The sequence below is a fragment of the Glaciecola sp. HA4-3 genome (assembly GCF_055693685.1).
In genome coordinates this window covers 661,540-679,555 of the sequence record NZ_CM146340.1, presented here as the reverse complement: position 1 = coordinate 679,555, position 18,016 = coordinate 661,540, and the positions used below count along the sequence as shown (strand labels likewise).

The 18,016-nt window shown below is 39.5% G+C and carries 23 protein-coding genes and 2 pseudogenes; 19 read left to right on the top strand and 6 right to left on the bottom strand.

All coding sequences use genetic code 11. The features are described 5' to 3' along the window. Positions 1 to 10 precede the first annotated feature (10 nt). Positions 11 to 825: pseudogene (locus tag ACZ1G6_RS03225) on the top strand (M48 family metallopeptidase). Between the two features lie 62 nt (positions 826 to 887). On the opposite strand, the gene ACZ1G6_RS03220 reads toward ACZ1G6_RS03225, so the two are convergent. After that, positions 888 to 1,718, bottom strand: a complete 831-nt coding sequence (locus ACZ1G6_RS03220) for a mechanosensitive ion channel family protein (protein ID WP_472618038.1) — start codon at positions 1,716 to 1,718, stop codon at positions 888 to 890. 297 nt (positions 1,719 to 2,015) lie between these two features. Here ACZ1G6_RS03220 and ACZ1G6_RS03215 point away from each other — a divergent pair, with 297 nt between their 5' ends. From ACZ1G6_RS03215 to ruvX, 5 genes and pseudogenes are all read left to right on the top strand, one after another. After that, positions 2,016 to 2,189, top strand: a complete 174-nt coding sequence (locus ACZ1G6_RS03215; RefSeq protein ID WP_472618037.1) for a hypothetical protein — start codon at positions 2,016 to 2,018, stop codon at positions 2,187 to 2,189. A 159-nt stretch (positions 2,190 to 2,348) separates the two neighbouring features. Then, positions 2,349 to 3,077, top strand: coding sequence for a 16S rRNA (uracil(1498)-N(3))-methyltransferase (locus tag ACZ1G6_RS03210; protein WP_472618036.1), 729 nt, complete (start codon positions 2,349 to 2,351; stop codon positions 3,075 to 3,077). A 95-nt stretch (positions 3,078 to 3,172) separates the two neighbouring features. Next, positions 3,173 to 4,119, top strand: a pseudogene (gene gshB, locus ACZ1G6_RS03205) (glutathione synthase). Between the two features lie 2 nt (positions 4,120 to 4,121). Then, a complete protein-coding gene (locus ACZ1G6_RS03200; protein ID WP_472618035.1) occupies positions 4,122 to 4,697 on the top strand; it encodes a YqgE/AlgH family protein in 576 nt (191 codons plus the stop codon). Positions 4,698 to 4,699: 2 nt separating this feature from the next. After that, positions 4,700 to 5,122 carry a Holliday junction resolvase RuvX gene (gene ruvX, locus ACZ1G6_RS03195; protein ID WP_472618034.1) on the top strand — a complete coding sequence of 141 codons (423 nt, stop codon included), beginning with the start codon at positions 4,700 to 4,702 and terminating at the stop codon, positions 5,120 to 5,122. Here the strand turns inward: ruvX and ACZ1G6_RS03190 are convergent. Next, a complete protein-coding gene (locus tag ACZ1G6_RS03190) occupies positions 5,119 to 5,436 on the bottom strand; it encodes a putative signal transducing protein (protein WP_472618033.1) in 318 nt (105 codons plus the stop codon). The genes ruvX and ACZ1G6_RS03190 overlap by 4 nt on opposite strands. 63 nt (positions 5,437 to 5,499) lie before the next feature. Continuing rightward, entirely contained in the window at positions 5,500 to 6,066 is a 567-nt protein-coding gene (locus tag ACZ1G6_RS03185; RefSeq protein WP_472618032.1) for an acyloxyacyl hydrolase, read from the bottom strand. 181 nt (positions 6,067 to 6,247) lie between these two features. Here ACZ1G6_RS03185 and ACZ1G6_RS03180 point away from each other — a divergent pair, with 181 nt between their 5' ends. The 4 genes from ACZ1G6_RS03180 (at position 6,248) to ACZ1G6_RS03165 (ending at position 9,232) form a co-directional block, all read left to right on the top strand. Then, positions 6,248 to 6,811, top strand: a complete 564-nt coding sequence (locus ACZ1G6_RS03180; protein WP_472618031.1) for a glycine zipper 2TM domain-containing protein — start codon at positions 6,248 to 6,250, stop codon at positions 6,809 to 6,811. 93 nt (positions 6,812 to 6,904) lie between these two features. Next, the gene (locus ACZ1G6_RS03175; RefSeq protein WP_472618030.1) at positions 6,905 to 7,177 is read left to right on the top strand and encodes a PepSY domain-containing protein; all 273 of its coding nucleotides are present in this window, start codon (positions 6,905 to 6,907) and stop codon (positions 7,175 to 7,177) included. Between the two features lie 4 nt (positions 7,178 to 7,181). Continuing rightward, positions 7,182 to 7,847: a response regulator transcription factor gene (locus ACZ1G6_RS03170; RefSeq protein WP_472618029.1), complete on the top strand. Its 666-nt coding sequence runs from the start codon at positions 7,182 to 7,184 to the stop codon at positions 7,845 to 7,847. Then, a complete protein-coding gene (locus ACZ1G6_RS03165; RefSeq protein ID WP_472618028.1) occupies positions 7,844 to 9,232 on the top strand; it encodes an ATP-binding protein in 1,389 nt (462 codons plus the stop codon). Before ACZ1G6_RS03170 ends, ACZ1G6_RS03165 begins: the two co-directional genes overlap by 4 nt. A 21-nt stretch (positions 9,233 to 9,253) precedes the next feature. Here the strand turns inward: ACZ1G6_RS03165 and ACZ1G6_RS03160 are convergent, their stop codons facing one another. Continuing rightward, entirely contained in the window at positions 9,254 to 10,375 is a 1,122-nt protein-coding gene (locus ACZ1G6_RS03160; protein WP_472618027.1) for a PilT/PilU family type 4a pilus ATPase, read from the bottom strand. Between the two features lie 39 nt (positions 10,376 to 10,414). After that, positions 10,415 to 11,452, bottom strand: a complete 1,038-nt coding sequence (locus ACZ1G6_RS03155) for a type IV pilus twitching motility protein PilT (RefSeq protein WP_472618026.1) — start codon at positions 11,450 to 11,452, stop codon at positions 10,415 to 10,417. A 34-nt stretch (positions 11,453 to 11,486) separates the two neighbouring features. On the opposite strand from ACZ1G6_RS03155, the gene ACZ1G6_RS03150 reads away from it, so the two are divergent. From ACZ1G6_RS03150 to ACZ1G6_RS03115, 8 genes are all read left to right on the top strand, one after another. Beyond that, positions 11,487 to 12,185, top strand: a complete 699-nt coding sequence (locus tag ACZ1G6_RS03150; protein WP_472618025.1) for a YggS family pyridoxal phosphate-dependent enzyme — start codon at positions 11,487 to 11,489, stop codon at positions 12,183 to 12,185. A gap of 6 nt (positions 12,186 to 12,191) precedes the next feature. Continuing rightward, the gene (gene proC / locus ACZ1G6_RS03145) at positions 12,192 to 13,028 is read left to right on the top strand and encodes a pyrroline-5-carboxylate reductase (RefSeq protein ID WP_472618024.1); all 837 of its coding nucleotides are present in this window, start codon (positions 12,192 to 12,194) and stop codon (positions 13,026 to 13,028) included. Positions 13,029 to 13,042: 14 nt separating this feature from the next. Beyond that, positions 13,043 to 13,588, top strand: a complete 546-nt coding sequence (locus tag ACZ1G6_RS03140; protein WP_472618023.1) for a YggT family protein — start codon at positions 13,043 to 13,045, stop codon at positions 13,586 to 13,588. 41 nt (positions 13,589 to 13,629) lie between these two features. Continuing rightward, the gene (locus tag ACZ1G6_RS03135) at positions 13,630 to 14,082 is read left to right on the top strand and encodes a DUF4426 domain-containing protein (protein ID WP_472618022.1); all 453 of its coding nucleotides are present in this window, start codon (positions 13,630 to 13,632) and stop codon (positions 14,080 to 14,082) included. Positions 14,083 to 14,246: 164 nt separating this feature from the next. Further along, positions 14,247 to 14,918, top strand: coding sequence for a CsgG/HfaB family protein (locus ACZ1G6_RS03130; RefSeq protein WP_472618021.1), 672 nt, complete (start codon positions 14,247 to 14,249; stop codon positions 14,916 to 14,918). Then, the gene (locus ACZ1G6_RS03125; RefSeq protein WP_472618020.1) at positions 14,918 to 15,181 is read left to right on the top strand and encodes a DUF4810 domain-containing protein; all 264 of its coding nucleotides are present in this window, start codon (positions 14,918 to 14,920) and stop codon (positions 15,179 to 15,181) included. The genes ACZ1G6_RS03130 and ACZ1G6_RS03125 overlap by 1 nt, the downstream gene beginning before the upstream one ends. Further along, entirely contained in the window at positions 15,168 to 15,293 is a 126-nt protein-coding gene (locus tag ACZ1G6_RS03120; protein ID WP_472618019.1) for a hypothetical protein, read from the top strand. Before ACZ1G6_RS03125 ends, ACZ1G6_RS03120 begins: the two co-directional genes overlap by 14 nt. Next, on the top strand, positions 15,293 to 15,967 hold the full coding sequence (locus ACZ1G6_RS03115) for a DUF799 domain-containing protein (protein WP_472618018.1): 675 nt from the start codon (positions 15,293 to 15,295) through the stop codon (positions 15,965 to 15,967). Before ACZ1G6_RS03120 ends, ACZ1G6_RS03115 begins: the two co-directional genes overlap by 1 nt. 34 nt (positions 15,968 to 16,001) lie before the next feature. Here ACZ1G6_RS03115 and yaaA read toward each other — a convergent pair whose 3' ends face one another. Further along, complete coding sequence (yaaA, locus tag ACZ1G6_RS03110; protein WP_472618017.1) at positions 16,002 to 16,802, bottom strand: peroxide stress protein YaaA; 801 nt, start codon at positions 16,800 to 16,802, stop codon at positions 16,002 to 16,004. Positions 16,803 to 17,055: 253 nt separating this feature from the next. On the opposite strand from yaaA, the gene tal reads away from it, so the two are divergent. After that, on the top strand, positions 17,056 to 18,015 hold the full coding sequence (gene tal / locus ACZ1G6_RS03105) for a transaldolase (RefSeq protein ID WP_472618016.1): 960 nt from the start codon (positions 17,056 to 17,058) through the stop codon (positions 18,013 to 18,015). Position 18,016 lies beyond the last annotated feature (1 nt).

Sequence of the window (18,016 nt, the reverse complement as noted above, 5' to 3'; positions counted from 1 at the left end):
GAGATTTAACATGATATCCAAACCAACGCTAACAAAGCGCGTGACTCAAGCTTGTACCGTAGCACTTTTTGCTTCGGCGCTTAGTGCTTGTGCCACCTCGCCAACAGGACGAACACAAATACTGCTTTACTCAGATACGCAACTCAGTGCTATGGGTGAGCAGTCCTTTGCCAGTATGAAATCCCAGATTAAAATATCTGATAGTCCCGTTGAAAATAAATTAATTGCATGCATTGCACAAAAAATCACTGAACAAGTGCCTAATGAGGTATTTTCTGGTCAATGGGAAGTGGTTGTTTTTGATGATGAACAGGTTAATGCTTTTGCTTTGCTATAGGTGGTAAAATAGGAGTGTATACAGGTCTTCTGGCGGTAGCACAAAACCAAGACCAAATCGCATCTGTGATTGGCCATGAAGTAGGTCACGTAATCGCTCAACATGGAAATGAACGTATAAGCAATTCAGCTATTACTAATACAGGACAACAAGTAGCCGCTACAATACTCGATATGAATAATGTTGAACAAAGCGCCCTGATAATGCAAGGATTGGGCGTGGGCTTGCAATTAGGCGCGCTTGCGTACAGCAGAACACATGAATCCGAAGCCGATTTGATTGGATTGGAGTTGATGGCAAAAGCAGGATTTCAACCTCAAGAAGCGGTCAGTTTATGGGAGAATATGGCAGCATTAGGAACAAGCAAGCCTCCAGAGTTTTTATCTACTCACCCTTCTGAATCAACACGTATTGATAAGCTAACTCAAGCAATTCCCAAAGTGATTGGGCTTTATGAACAAAGCACAAAAGCCAATTGTGGCCAATAGTTTATATTAAAAAAGCAGATTGGCTTTCACCAATCTGCTTTTCATAACACAATCAAAAATGATTATTTGTCTGTTTTTGTAACATGAACGTCCATTTGAGGATAAGGAATCGAAATACCTTCTTCATCAAAACGCAATTTTACCGCTTCGGTAATATCGAATTTTAAACCCCAATAATCGCTTGTTTTAGCCCAAGGGCGAACAACGAAGTTAACACTACTATCACCTAACTCAGATACCGCAACTTGGGCCGCAGGTTCTTTAAGTACTCTAGGATCAGCAGCAACGATTTCTTCTAACACCGCTTTTGCTTTGCGTAAGTCATCGTCATAACCAATACCAAATACAAAATCAACTCTACGCGTATCTTTGGCACTGTAATTGGTAATGTTGTTACTGTAAATTGCACCATTTGGTACGATAATTTCTTTGTTATCTGGTGTAAGCAATAAGGTGGTAAAAATGGTCACTTGCTTAACTGTGCCGCTATCGCCACCGGCCTCAACGAAGTCACCTGCTTTGAAGGGGCGAAAAACAAGCAACATTACACCTGCAGCAAAGTTTGATAACGAGCCTTGCAAAGATAGGCCTATAGCTAAACCTGCAGCACCTAAAACAGCCACAAACGAAGTAGTATCTACACCAAGCTGATCCAAGGCAGCGATAACAACGACCAACATCAAAATCGAACGTACGATTGCCTGCAAGAAACTTACTAACATATCGTCGTATTTTGACTTTGACATTATCTTGCCAAAAACACCAACTAATAGGTTAACAACGATTTTACCAACGATATAAATAACGATGGCGACCGCAAGATTAATTGCGAATGGAATAATATATAGGTCTAGATATTTACTTGCCTCATCGGCAGATAAAAATTCTGGCATGGTTTACATCTCCTTTGTGGATTTTATTATAATTGGGTATCTATTGTATTTGACGAACATGGCTCAAAACAATCATTCAAGTCTACATGATAAAAAAGATAAGGAATATCGGTAAATCTTAGTTTTGGTTAAAAAATAACCATTATATGATAAATATACATTGCGTATATGTCGTGATTTTGCGACACTAGTCGTATTGACAGGGATAAAAAATTAGTAATCCCGCTGTTTGGGCGGTCGCAACACTTGCCCTGATGTATAAATAAATATAATCATATAACATGGAGTGTATATTATATGTACGGTGATATTGTTCTTATCATGACGGCGCTTATTTTAGGTGCAGTCATCGTCCTAATTGTTTATTGCTTTACTGAAGCTAAGGGTAATAACACCCCTCATGCTCGCAAAAATCAAAGTCCTTCAAAAACCGAACAGACTAAGACTGAGCTTAAATCTCATAAGTTATAAACAACAACCCACAAAATGATAAAGCATTTGGTAGACATTAGGCGTCTAACAGATGCTTTTTTGTTTTCAACATAGTTGATGCCCTATCCAAACGGACTGATATTCTTTAACATGTAAGGTCATGTACCGATTAATCTCAAATAGGCAGTAGCGACTAATATGAGAATCCCTCGATTTTATGCCGACATGCCACTTGTCGTTGATAGCGAACTTGTCATACAAGACGCCCTAGCTCACTACATTTCCAATGTACTAAGGCTAAAAGTAGGCAGTCCCATTGTATTATTTAATGGTAACGGTAGTGACTACCCTTCAGAAATCATCGATATTCATAAGCGTAAAGTAACAGTACTTATCAATTCTCAAATTTCTCGTTCACTAGAGAGCTCCTTGCATATTCATTTAGGACAAGGGGTTTCAAAAGGAGATCGAATGGAGTTAGCCATCCAGAAATCGGTTGAATTAGGCGTAAGCGAAATCACTCCACTTATTACTGAAACCTGCAATGTCAAATTGAGCCAAGAACGTTGGGAAAAAAAGCACGAGGCATGGCAAAAAATCATTATTGCTGCTTGCGAGCAATCCCAGCGAAATGTAGTACCATTGCTGCATCCTGCTATACCTATTAACCAGTGGTTTGGACAGCCATCAGACTTAGACAAACTGGTATTGGCACCAAACTCAAAACACTACTTGTCTAGCTTGAGTAAACCTCAAAAGGGGTTTCAACTAATAATTGGACCTGAGGGCGGATTGTCTGCCACTGAAGTGTATACCGCACAAGAGTTAGGATATACCGCGTGTAATTTAGGCAGCCGTATTTTAAGAACCGAGACGGCTGCTATGGCTACAATTTCCATCTTACAGTCTCACTTTGGTGACTTGTAACGAAGACTTATCTTAATATGCTAAATTAGACTTGCTTTTAAGCCAAAAGCCCACACACTTATGATTAACGAATTTAAAATCACGGTAAGTCTAATATGTCGATAAAGCTAGGCGTGGTGATGGATCCGATCGAATCTATCAATATCAAAAAAGATACTAGTTTTGCAATGCTACTAGAAGCTCAGCGTCGCGGTTATACCTTATTTTACATGCAAATTAATGATCTTTATATCAACAATGGTGAAGCACGTGCGCGCGTTACGCAAATATCCGTAAAAGAAGATCAAACTAACTACTACAAAGTGGTAAATGAAGAAGATATTGCGCTAAGTACCCTAAATGTCCTAATGATGCGTAAGGACCCTCCTGTCGATAGCCAATTTATTTATGCCACGCAAATATTTTCACTTGCAAAGGCGCAAGGTACATTGGTGGTTAATGACCCACAGGCCTTACGAGACTTTAATGAAAAACTATTTACATCTTTATATCCACAATTCATCCCCCCACTCTTGTGACAAGCAGCAAAAATCAAATTAAAGATTTTCATGCAAAACATCAGGACATTATTGTTAAACCACTTGATGGTATGGGTGGAACAAGTATTTTTAGAGTCAAAGCAGATGCCTTAAATTTAGGTGTAATAAGCGAAATAATTACGCAGAACGAAACTGAACACGCCATGGTACAAGCGTATATGCCTGAAATTAAAGATGGCGATAAGCGAATACTGCTTGTGGACGGTGAAGTCATGCCTTACTGTCTTGCAAGATTACCTAGCGGAACTGAAACACGAGGCAATCTTGCCGCTGGTGGCACAGGGTTAGCACAGAGTGTTAGCGAAGAAAATTATAAAGTCGCACAAGCAATTGCTAATGACATGCCTGCAAAAGGGATCCTTTTTGTAGGACTTGATATGATCGGCAACAAAGTAACCGAGATTAATATAACTAGTCCAACTTGCGTAAGAGAAATTGAAGCCGCCTACCCTATCAATATTTGCGCAAAGTTATTTGATGCGATAGAAAAAAGGCTTCAATAGTCATGGGCGCTATTAAAACAATCAACAGTTTGCAAAATCACTTTTTAGTAGCAATGCCCTCGTTGCAAGACCGTTACTTCTCTCGTTCAGTCACTTTAATCGTAGAGCATAATGAAGATGGCGCAATGGGGGTTGTGATTAATCAACCTTCAACGATGACCTATCGCGAATTGATCAAACAAACCCATAAAGATGAAGTAATTGCAGATAGCAGAGCAAATGAAATAGTCGTATGTGGAGGTCCGGTATATACCGACCGAGGATTTGTGCTGCACTCCAGCGAAATCAGCTATAAGTCTTCAGTGAGTATTAATGATAATCTGATGTTAACAACTTCAAAGGATGTACTAAGCAGTATCGCGACTAATCAAGGCCCTAAAGATGTGTTGATTGCCCTTGGTTATGCTGGTTGGGAGCCTGGACAGTTAGAACAAGAGATACAAGAAAATAGCTGGCTGACGATCGATGTTGATCGTGACATTTTATTCGGCATGCCATTAAAACAAAAATGGCAGTGTGCATTAAATAAACTTGGTGTCGATATTTGGCAACTTAGTCAGCAAGCAGGTACGGCATAGCCATGTCATCTCACAGTAGGCAAATTACTCTGAGCTTTGATTTTGGTATGAAAAGTATTGGTGTCGCAGTCGGGCAATCGATCACGGGTACAGCGTCACCTTTAAGTGCATTAAAAGCCAAAGACGGCATTCCAAACTGGGATGAAGTCGCTAACATTATCAATGAATGGCGCCCCCATGACATGCTTGTTGGTCTGCCACTTAATATGGATGGTACTGAACAGCCAATCACCGCAAATGTAAAACGCTTTGCAAACCGGTTGCGCCATAAGTTTAACCTTGATGTAAAGCTGCACGATGAGCGACTATCAACAGTAGATGCTAAAGCCAAATTATTTGAGTTGGGTGGTTATAAAAAGCTAAGCAAAGACAAAGTTGACAGTGTTTCAGCCTGCCTCATATACGAAAGCTGGTTACTCGATTAACTGGCTTTCGCTGTTTGACACGACCAACACATTAAAAATTGTCCTTCATTTTCTTCTTCACAGTTTGAGCAAATCCAACTCGACTGAGCATCAAGCTTCAAATCATTTTCTAACTGAGTTAACAATAATGTCGCTTTAGGAAGCCAACTTTCGTCGTGTAGCCAAACCTCTGGCAATGCATCTTGCGCGGGAATTTCGCCAACAGCGCCTTGTAACAGTTCATTTTTGACAAAACAAGGTATACCCGATTCTGTCAAAATAGTATGAACCTGCCTTACTTTTATCTGGTTATAATCACTATAAAATTTTTTCATATATTGCCTTTTTTAAAAGGACCGGATGAGTCGAACCTTTATAACAACATAACATAAAATTAATCAGAATTTATGGGCATAAGAAAAGTTGAGAAAGTCAACACCAGGGTTTTTGCTATTAAGGCCACCGTTACTGTAGTGCATATAGCGAACTGAAAACGACTGTTGTAGGTCATCCCCAAATTCAGCACTTAGACCAAGCCGATCTTCAAATTGATAATGGGACCCGATGTCTTTGCCAGCAAACCGAGTGTCATTTACTAGTGAAATGCCAATACCGAATTCCCATTTTAGTGGGTATTTATCATTTATATGGTAGAAGGTTTTTTTGACGACAGGTGACAAGGCTAGAACAAAATTAGTATCTCGCTGGTTTTGGGCGCCGTATTCCCAAAAATTAACACTTGCTTCCCAATAAATTTCTAAGGTGTCAAAGTAAGGAACATTATTTAACTCACTAATATATGGACGGTATGCCAACCTTAAACCTGTGATGTCGTCAGAACCAATCAACAAATCAACAGCAATTGCACTGGTAGAATTTGTAGTATTGGCATGGCTTGTCAATGGCGTCAATATACATAACAGCGTTAAAATAGTAGTGAAAGATAAGGTTTTTATAATAGTCATTTTAAATACTCAAATTAGATGTCCCTTTAAAAGAACAAGTTTATTTGAATATATTTTCAATAATTTAATACCAATCGTCTAAATCCACTACATAATTTATTCTTTTTATTCAGCTAGCGTTCAGCTTCGTTTTTTTATACTGCATTTGACGTTAACACTTGGGTTGACTTGGAGAGAACAAATGAAAATAAATACAGCGTATAGACAAATAGTGATTGGTTTTTTGTTATTCGGTTTAACAGGCGTATCACTAGCAACAGCTCATCATAAGCATGATAGACACTACAAGCACGACAAAAGGCATCATACAGCGCACTACAAAAAAGCAAGAGTAATTAGTGTCAAACCTATTTACGAACACGTCAGAGTTGAACATCGTGGCCGCTGCAATGGGCACTTTGACCAGTATTCACATAATGGTCATTATATCTCACCTATTGCAGGTGCCGCGGTTGGAGCAGCAATTGGCAATCAATTTGGTTCTGGTGATGGTAGAAAAATAGCCACCATTAGCGGAGGGATTATAGGAGCTGTCGCGGCTGCTGAATCAAATTCACATCAGCATAAACGTCATAGACAAGGTAATAAACGAAACAAAAAACACAGCAGAACGTGCCAAGGATATCACTATGAGCCAAGCATTGTTGCTTATAAAGTAAAGTATCGATTCAGAGGCGAAGTATATAAGACGCGCACACATTACCATCCTGGTAAATTTATAAAGATAAAACGAGGGTGGCATTAAGTCACCCATTATCATTGTAGGCTGTTAATTTTTTGTATTTTTGTGTTTAATGAGAACTACATTAAGTAATAGCCATTTTTTAAGGAAGGCGTGTTGAATTATTTTAAATATGCTCATATAAGCCTAGTACTCATTGTTATAACGCTATTTATAACAAATACTGGCTATGCCAATGCGCAAAACGCTGATCTTTCGCTAAATGAAGCCATTGTATTGGTGCAAGCAAAATACCCTAGCAAGGTATTAAATGCGTCTCAGTTTACCAGCAAACGCCAAATCTATTATCGGATTAAACTAGTTACCAAAAAGGGTAGAGTCATAAAGGTCATCGTCAATGCCCAAAACGGTAGAATGAAAAAAGAGTAAAAAAATGCGTGTCTTGGTAGTAGAAGATGAACCTAGCTTAAACGCTCAAATAAAGGCTTTTTTAAATAATGCAGGTTTCGCAGTAGATAGCTGTTTTGATGGGCAAGAAGCCCTATATCTTGCTCAAGAGACTGACTATGACATTGCCATAGTCGACTTGGGCTTACCTAAACTAGATGGGCTTGATTTAATTAAACAAGTCAGAGAATCTATTGATTTCCCCATTTTAATCTTAACCGCCAGAGGGCATTGGCAGGATAAAGTCACTGGTTTAAACACTGGCGCGGATGACTATTTAACCAAACCCTTTCAACATGAAGAGTTATTAGCACGTGTTAAGGCACTTATCCGTCGTCGAGTCGGTCAAGCTAATCCAATATTGCGTTTTGACGATTTACGCATCGATACTAATGCCGCACAGGTTAGTGTTGAAGATAACGAGATTCAGTTAACGGCATACGAATACAAGTTACTCGAATACCTAGCACGGTACCCAAACAAAGTTATTACCAAAACAGTGTTAACTGAACATCTATACGAGCAAGACTTTGACCGCGACTCTAATGTTATTGAAGTATTTGTCAAACGACTACGTCAGAAACTGAGTCCTAGTCAAAGTGACCGATACATCAAAACTGTGCGCGGACAAGGATATAAATTGAGCGTATGAAGAATCGATTAGTAGCATTTCAACAGCTCAGTTTTCGCTGGCGTCTCATTATTTATAATATGGGGATTGCCTTGTTGGTGCTACCCGCCCTTAGTTTTGGCTTAAGCAATGCTTTTTCTAAACAAGCAATCCTTAGTGAGCAACAAACACTAGAGGCATACAGTTATAACTTACTTGCACTTAGCGATATCGTCGATGGAGCGCTGGCAACAGGCAAAATCAAACTTGATGGTCCTAGTTTTGATATACCCAATTCTGGGTTCTATGCAGTTATTAGAGGGTATGACATAAATTCACTACAAACTGATAACAAAACTTTAAGCATTTTATGGCGTTCAGATTCATTTATCGTCACCGCAGATAGTATTGAATGGCCAACAAGCAAAGTGGGTGAAGCAGCGTTTACCAGCATGCTTATTGGTCACAAGGCCCACTTTAATTGGCAAATAAATGTAGAATATGAGCAACAAGGCCAGATTATTCCCCTGTATTTTCACCTCATTAAATCAAAAGAGGATGTAAATGCAAAAATCGCTGAATTTGAACAAACACTCTGGTGGTGGTTAGGTATTATCGCTATCGTACTTCTTAGTTCTCAAATATTGTGGGCAATATGGTTTGAGCGTCCTTTAAAAAGATTGGGTAATGAAATACAAAATATAGAAAAAGGCATAAGCAAAGAAATTTCTACTTCATACCCAAAAGAATTGAGCGCGCTTAATAATAATTTAAATCGATTAATCACAACTGAAGCACAACAACGTACACGCTATAAAAATACACTTTCTGACTTAGCTCATAGTATAAAAACACCATTAGCTATCGCACTAAATCAAACGAAGAGCTCACAGACGATTCACAATGAGCTTAACAAAATAAATAGCATAGTGACCCACCAATTAAAGCGCGCAAGTGGAGGTGAGACGAGTTGGCAAACTGGTTGCGATATTAAAGATATCGCGCAAAACACCTTAGATGGTTTGCAAAAGCTATATGCCCATAAACAAATCAAGGTAGAATTTATATGTGAAGATAAAACCTTATTTTACGGCGCACAAACAGATGCCTACGAAATATTAGGGAACATACTAGACAACGCATTTAAAGCATGCCAACAAAAAGTAAAACTACAAATTGCTCGCCAACAAACACCTGATAGGCCTTCTTCTACTCGTTTACAAATTTGTGTTTGTGATGATGGCCATGGAGTTACAAACGCACATGCACAACAAATTATTCAAAGAGGATATCGAGCTGATAGCTATGAAGAGGGACAAGGATTGGGATTAGCAGTTGCCTATGACATCATTACCTCATACAAAGGTACCTTGAGCATAGATGGGAAAAGCGAAATGGGCGGTGCTAAATTCATAATTGAAATTTAGTCACAGCCCGCGTGGCATGTGTTATAAATCAGAATCAATAGATACGTTTGATAATGAACCTAAGGATGAAGCTTGATCTGCATTGCCAAGTTTGATCATTAAGCGCAAATCATTTGGAGAGTCTGCGTGATGCAGCGCTTGTTCTTTTGTGATTTGTCCGTTTTGGTATAATTCAAACAAAGCGTAATCAAAGGTTTGCATGCCCTGCTCTCGTCCTTTCATCATTGCTTCTTTTAAGGCCCCTATTTCGTTACGCTGAATCAAATCTCTGACGTAAGGGCTATTAAGCAAAACCTCAATAGCCGCTACACGACCGTTGCCGTCAGCATTAGGTACTAATTGTTGGGCAACAATTGCTCTTATATTTAAACTTAAGTCAAAACGAAGCTTGTCGTGCGATTCTTTAGGTGCCAAATGCATAATACGTTCAATGGCTTGATTGGCGTTATTAGCGTGCAGTGTTGCCACACATAGATGTCCAGTATCTGCAAAAGACATCGCATATTCCATCGTTTCCATTGAACGAATTTCACCAATTAAAATAACATCCGGCGCTTGCCGTAGAGAGCTTTTCAAAGCTTCATCAAAAGAATGGGTATCAATACCGACTTCTCTTTGTGTAACGACACAGTTTTGGTGCTCATGAACAAACTCAATGGGGTCTTCTATCGTTAATATATGCCCCTTTGAATGTTGATTGCGATGACCGATTAAGGCGGCAAGTGATGTGGATTTACCTGTGCCTGTTCCGCCAACAAACAAAACCAGACCCTTTTTGGTCATGATAATTTCTTTTAATACAGGCGGTAAACCGAGTTCCTCTGCTTTGGGTATTTCGGTCACAATGCGGCGAATAACCATACCAGCTTGGTCACGTTGCCAAAAAGCGCTACAACGAAAACGCCCAATGTGGTCACGAGCAATAGCAAAGTTACACTCTTTGATTTCATCAAATTCAAGTCTTTGCTCCGGATTCATTGTCTCAAGGACAAGATCCAAAGCATCTTGTTCAGATAACCTAAGTGACGTCAGCGGCTCAAGTCTACCATGAATTTTTGCACTAACTGGCATCCCTACCGTCACAAACAAATCTGATGCATTTAGTGCAACCATGTCTGATAAACATTGGTCTAATGTCATCATAAGCTATACCCTCGCCAATAATATGTTCATAAATTTCCGCTATAAGCTTTTTGGCTTATCGGTCGATTGAGCGGCGGCATCTTGATGAGAAATGACACCTTGTGCCACCAATTTTTGCAAACACTGATCCATGGTCTGCATACCATGCTGCTGACCTGTTTGAATCACTGAGTACATTTGAGGTACTTTGTCTTCACGTATCAAGTTACGAATAGCCGGTATACCCATCATTATTTCATGTGCAGCAACACGACCCCCACCAACTTTTTTAAGAAGCGTCTGAGATATTACTGCTCGTAAGGATTCCGATAACATCGAGCGAACCATCGACTTTTCTTCCGCTGGAAATACATCAATAATACGGTCAATTGTCTTTGGTGCTGAGTTGGTGTGTAGAGTTCCAAATACCAAATGTCCTGTTTCGGCAGCTGATATTGCTAGGCGTATGGTTTCTAAATCACGTAACTCACCAACTAGAATCACATCGGGGTCTTCACGCAAGGCTGAGCGCAGCGCATTATTAAAACTATGGGTGTCTCTATGCACTTCACGTTGGTTAAGCACGCTAAGTTTGTTTTGATGGACAAATTCTATTGGGTCTTCAATCGTTAAGATATGTTCACGTTTGTTGCTATTAATATAATCAATCATAGCAGCTAAGGTGGTTGACTTACCGGAACCTGTTGCCCCTGTAACCAAGATGATACCGGTAGGTTGGTTAATTATCTTTTTAAAGATGTCTGGCGCACCAAGCTGGTCAAGCGTAAGAATCTCGCTAGGAATAGTACGTAAAACAGCAGCAGCGCCTCGGTTTTGAGTAAAGGCATTGACCCTAAAACGAGACAAACCTTCGACATTAAATGAGAAATCTACTTCCAAGTTTTCTTCGTATTCTTTACGTTGCTTGTCGTTCATTAAATCATAAATAAGCGCATGCACTTGTTTATGATCCAGTTCAGGCACTTGCAATCGGCGCATTTCACCATCCACTCTGATGATAGGTGGCAGCCCCGCGCTTAAATGCAAATCAGATGCTTTATTTTGAACACTAAAGGCTAATAATTCGTTAATATCCAATATGATATCTCCAACAAAAGAAAAAAGGTTAAAAATGGCGTCACTCGACACAAGTATAGCGACAAATCTTGCTAACGTTCAGGCTCGTATACACCAAGCAGCAGCAAACGCCAATCGCGATCCTAACGATATAAATTTACTGGCAGTAAGTAAAACCAAACCAGTATCCGATATTATGTTAGCGTATCATAGCGGACACCGTAGCTTTGGCGAGAATTATGTGCAAGAAGCTGTTGATAAAATTCAACAGTGTCCTGACGCAAAACTCCTGACATGGCATTTTATCGGCCCATTACAGTCAAACAAAAGTAAATTTATTGCTCAGTATTTTGATTGGATACACAGTGTTGATCGCCTTAAAATAGCTAAACGCCTTAGCGAGCAGCGCTCTGCCCATCAATCTCCATTAAATATATGTATCCAAGTCAATATAGATAAGGATGCCAATAAATCGGGTATATTACCAGAACAAGCACTTGATTTAGCAGAACAAATGCAAGCTATTACTCACATAAAGTGCCGTGGTTTTATGACTATACCAAAAGCAAATACAAGTGATACTGAACTTAGCGATAGCTTTGCAAAGATGCAAGCCCTTTTTCAAGAGGGTCAAACGAAATTTGACGGCTTCGATACATTGTCAATGGGGATGAGTCAAGACTTAGAACTTGCAATACGCTATGGCGCCACCATAGTAAGAGTAGGAACAGATATTTTTGGTAAGCGAGGTTAAGGCGATATGAATCAAAAACGCGAAACACCATACAAAATAAGTTTTATTGGTGCTGGAAACATGAGCAATGCGATTATTTCAGGTATGGTGGAGCAAGGTTACGATCCCAAAAGTATAATGGCCAGTAATCCTAGCCAGCCTAAACTAGATGAGCTATCAAATCGGCTTGGCATTCTGAATACCAATGATAATCAAATGGCCGTTGATTTTGCAGATATTGTCTTTTTATCGGTCAAGCCACAGTTGATGCAGCAAGTGTGCAAGGATATACATACTAAGCAGCAAAATAAATTGTTTGTGTCGATTGCAGCGGGCGTTACCTGTGCTCGTATGGACGAATTTTTATGCCAAATAAACAAAGCGCAAATAGTACGCGTTATGCCAAATACCCCTTCAGCAATTGGTCAAGGGATGTCGGGGATATATGCATCAACAACTGTTAACCAAACATCACTCATGCAAGTTGATAAAATAATGTCTAGTGTTGGCAAAACACTGATTGTCGATAAAGAAGACGACATTAATACCGTAATAGCGGCTGCAGGCTCAAGCCCTGCTTATTTTTTCTTAATTGCCGAGGCGATGCAAAAAGCTGCAAGTGATATGGGGCTGACATCAGATGATGCTAGAAACCTTGTTGAGCAAGCAATGCTAGGAAGTGCTACACTCATGCAAGCAAACCCACAAATCAGCCTTGCACAATTGCGCGATAACGTGACATCAAAGGGCGGCACAACGGCCAAAGCCGTTGAAAGCCTCATTAATGATGATATTGAAAAATCATTAGCCCGCGCCATGCAAGCTGCGGTGCTTAGGGCCAAACAAATGTCTGAACAGTTTTAAAAAGAGTCTTATTTATGAATTCAGTTAATTTTTTAATCACTACACTGTTTAACTTATATTTAATGGTGGTGATATTGCGCCTTTGGCTACAACTCGTAAGAGCCGATTTTTATAATCCTTTTAGTCAATTTATTGTAAGGGCTACGCAACCTGTTGTAGGCCCATTACGAAAAGCTATTCCATCAATTGGTCCTTTAGACACGGCGACACTTCTATTCGCCTATGTAATTTGTGTTGCAAAATTTTTAACCTTAATTTTTGTATTAGGAGGCGGTAACGTGAGCGTGCTAAGCATTGCAACTTTATCGCTTTTCTCACTTTTATCGGAAGCACTCAAACTCTTATTTTGGATTTTAATCATTCGCGCGATTTTAAGTTGGGTCAGTCAAGGCAGCAATCCAATAGAGCTTGTGATGCATCAATTAACCGAACCCCTATTGGCCCCCATAAGGCGTATACTGCCGCCAATGGGAGGGTTAGACTTATCTGTATTGGTTGCCATTATTGCTTTACAGTTTCTTCGCATATTAATTGGTGATGTATTTGGAACCATTCCTTAAGCCAAATGGTATGAAGAACATATTACTAATAGGAGGCAACAGTGGCACTATTTAACCCTAATTCGTATTCAAAATTCATAGGCACTTTACTGTTCATCATGCTCGCATTATCTGGTGTTGTGCACGCAGAGCAAAAAAAACGACTTGGCCCTTGGGATGTGCATTACATGGCATTAACAACTACTTTTTTGACACCTGAAGTAGCTCGCGCAAATAATATCCTTCGAAGCTCCAAAAATGCGCTAGTTAATATATCAGTATTAGATAGTCGCTCAAAAGAAGCACAAGTAGCAGAGATAAGTGGCACTGCGCGCAACCTATTGGGAAATGAAAGACCCTTAACGTTTACACAAGTGAATGAAGGTGATGCGATATACTACCTTGCAACTGTCCAATTTTCTCATAAAGAAGTGTTACGGTTTGACATTAATATTAAACAAGGGAATACCACTGAGCAGCTTCGCTTTAATCAAACAATGTATGTCGAAGACTAAGTCTTAAGGATTTACTTAGATTTACTAATGCTGTATAACATTAATAGCAAATAGGGATGTGGTTGTGTTAGCAGTAAATGGATTTAACGCCTTAGTTTATTGCCTTGTGTTTCTTTCTACTGATTCCCTATTTTTGTTTTAGTCTACAAAATAGGTATCTTCTTATGAATGCTTCAAAACAAACAATCGTTTTATTATTTTCAGTGGTCGCGCTGACGACTGCCTGTTCAACAACTACTAGCTCTAGTGTTGTCGAAACACCTAAAGTCAACACATACAACAGCACTTATACCGGTGAGAAAAGTAAACTTGCTGTCGGTAAGTTTGCTAATCGTTCAAATTTTCAAAATGGTATCTTTTCAAATGGTACCGACCGACTTGGTAGCCAAGCTAAAACAACGCTAATGAGCCATCTGCAACAAACAAATCGCTTTTCAGTGCTAGATAGAGACAACATGGATATGTTGCAAAGTGAAGCAGGTTTGAGTGGTGCCACACAAAATATCGCTGGTGCCAAATATGTTGTCACAGGGGATGTCACTGAGTTTGGTCGCAAAAACGTAGGCGACAAACAGCTTTTTGGCTTATTAGGAAAAGGTAAGTCTCAAATTGCTTATGCAAAAGTCACCCTTAATATTGTGGACGTCACAACATCAGAAGTTGTCTTCTCGTCACTAGGTGCTGGCGAATACAGCCTTTCCGAAAGAGAGGTTATTGGCTTTGGTAGTACCGCTGGATACGACGCAACTCTTAATGGCAAAGTCCTTGACTTAGCGGTTAGAGAAGCTGTCAATAACCTAGTGATTGGTATGGAAAATGGCGCATGGAACAACTAATGAAAAATACACACCTCAATAATATGGTCAAAAATGTCTCACTTTTGCTGATCATCTTATGTAGCGTTAGTGCATGTAAAACCACTGAACCATTATACTACTATGGTGATTATCAACGCTCAGTTTATCAATATTTTAGTAATGATGAAGCTTCTGCAAGTCAACAAGTTGCATCCTTAGAGATGATTATTGAGCAAGCCGCTAATGCTGGAAAACCAGTTGCGCTGAGGCGTACATGCTCACTTAGGCATGTTATATTTTGAAGCGGGCAATGCTAATCTTGGTATGACTCATTTTGAGCTTGAAAAGGCCTTGTTCCCTGAGTCTGAGCAATACATTGACTTTTTGATTGCAAATGCGAAAGGAGAGCAATAATGAAATGTAAACATTCTGTTGTAATTATCCTGCTTGCTTTGCTTAGTGCAGCCTGCGTCAGTACTCCACCAGGGCACGATTACAGTGCGTTTCGTAATGCTGACCCACGCTCTGTTTTAGTCCTTCCACCTATCAATCAAACAACTGAAGTGATTGCACCCTACGGAGTCATGTCACAAATAGTAGCGCCTATTGCCGAATCAGGCTTTTATGTGTTTCCAGTCGCGTTAGTTGATCAGACTTTTAAAAGCAATGGCCTTACAGAAGCAAGCGATATACATGCAGTTCCATTAGCAAAGCTACATGAAATATATGGCGCGGACACAGCGCTATACATCGATATATTGGACTATGGTACAAGTTATGTTGTTATTTCAAGCGACACAGTTGTCTCTGTATCTGCAAGGCTGGTTGATTTAAAAAGCGGCGATCTGTTATGGCAACATACTGCAAGTGCCTCAAGTGCTGAGACACGAGGTAACAGTGGTGGTGGGCTTGCAGGAATGTTAATTGAAGCGGCCATTAACCAAATTGTAGAAACCGTAAGTGACAGAGGCTTTGATATCTCTGCCATCGCAACAAATCGCTTATTGTCGTCTGAAATCCACAATGGCTTGTTGTACGGCCCTTACTCACCTAAATATGGACAACCTGCGGTAAGTGAGAGAAAGTAAGTATATTGTATGTAATGGATAAAAGAGCGCTAAACTAGCGCTCTTTTCTCTTAAAGACAATATTTTCGTTATCTGACTCAGCCGCATCATAATAATAACCATCAGTATCAAAACGTGTTAAATCGTCTATATTTGTGATTTGATTTTCAATGATATATCGAGCCATCAGACCTCTGGCTTTTTTTGCGTAAAAACTGATAATTTTAAATTTACCGTTCTTTTCATCTTTAAATACTGGCGTTATTACTTTTGCATCAAGCGCTGATAATTTCACTGATGAAAAGTATTCATTTGAAGCTAAATTGACTAATACATCATCGCCCTGCTCGCGGAGCCCCTTCTTAATCTCATCGGTGATGGTGTTTCCCCAGTATTGATAAAGATTACTGTGTTTAGATATTTGCAGTTTTGTACCCATCTCAAGCCGATAAGCCTGCATTAAATCTAATGGCTTGAGCACACCATACAAGCCTGACAGGATCCGCAGGTGTTTATTGGCAAATGTCACTTGATGCGCATCAAGAGACTTAGCGTCTAAACCTGTATAAACATCACCATTAAATGCATACATTGCAGGTCGAGCATTTTCGTGGGTAAAAGGAAACTGAAAACTGCTAAAGCGCTCCGCGTTCAATATTGCCAACTTATCGCTAATTTTCATCATCGACCCTAAATCCGCTGGTGACAGTTGCTTGCACGTTTTCAGCAACTCTTTGACATTATCGATTAATGCAGGCTGAGTATTGACCGTACCAACTAAATCATCGTCTTCAAGAGCACTAGGTAACGGAGAATTGAAATCTAAATTTTTCGCTGGTGAGACAACAATTAACATGTATTTTCCTTAGCTATAACGCTTTGTTTTTTATTTTCATAAACAGCTTTTTATACGATATGGGGCGTGTTTGCGACCATTACAAGTGATGATTATTTTATGAAGCTAGCTAAGTGAAAAAAATAAGCAATTTACTAACTAAGTATGGGCAGCTAAGCTAATAAATTGCTATGCTATTAGCATTCAAAGTAGCTTAAAATGTGTAGATATTTTACGCGACTATTTAGTTATTAAAAAAGGACACACTGCACCTATGTCAAATCAGCTAGATTCACTTAAATCCATTACCACTGTTGTTGCCGATACAGGCGATATCGAAGCAATTAAAAAATACCAGCCAGTTGATGCGACTACAAATCCTTCATTGTTGCTAAAAGCGGCAGCAATGCCTCAATATGACAGTTTAATCAAACAAAGTATCGAGTTTGCTCAACAACAAAGTGACAATATTGACCAGCAAATAATAGATGCTGGCGATATGCTTGGTGTCTTAATTGGTAAAGAGATTAATGCTGTTATTCCTGGAAGAATATCAACAGAAGTCGATGCTCGGCTTTCATTCAATACTCAAGCAACAATTGACAAAGCCCATCGATTAATCAAAATGTACGCAAATGCTGGTGTCGATAAATCAAGAATTCTAATTAAAATCGCATCAACATGGGAAGGCATTAAAGCCGCCGAAGTGCTTGAAAAAGAAGGAATAAACTGTAACCTTACGTTGCTGTTTAGCTTTGCTCAAGCACGAGCTTGCGCTGAAGCAGGTGTTTTTTTAATTTCGCCTTTTGTTGGTCGTATTTTAGATTGGTACAAAGCAAAATCTCCAGAACAAGACTATACTGCGCACCTTGATCCAGGCGTTATTTCTGTTACTAGCATCTACCAATATTACAAAGAACATGGCTATAACACCGTTGTTATGGGCGCCAGCTTTAGAAATACCCAAGAAATAATTGAGCTTGCAGGCTGCGATCGATTAACAATTAGTCCTCAACTGCTAGATGAGCTTGCCAATACACAAGGTGAACTTGTAGCAAAGCTTGTGGATACAGGCAGTACTAACGATAAACCATCACCATTAAGCGAAAATCAATTTAGATGGCAAATGAATCAAGACCCAATGGCAACAGAAAAACTAAGTGAAGGCATTCGAAATTTTGCTGCAGACCAAGTCAAGCTTGAAGCTTTATTAGCCAAACAATTAGGAGCTTAAA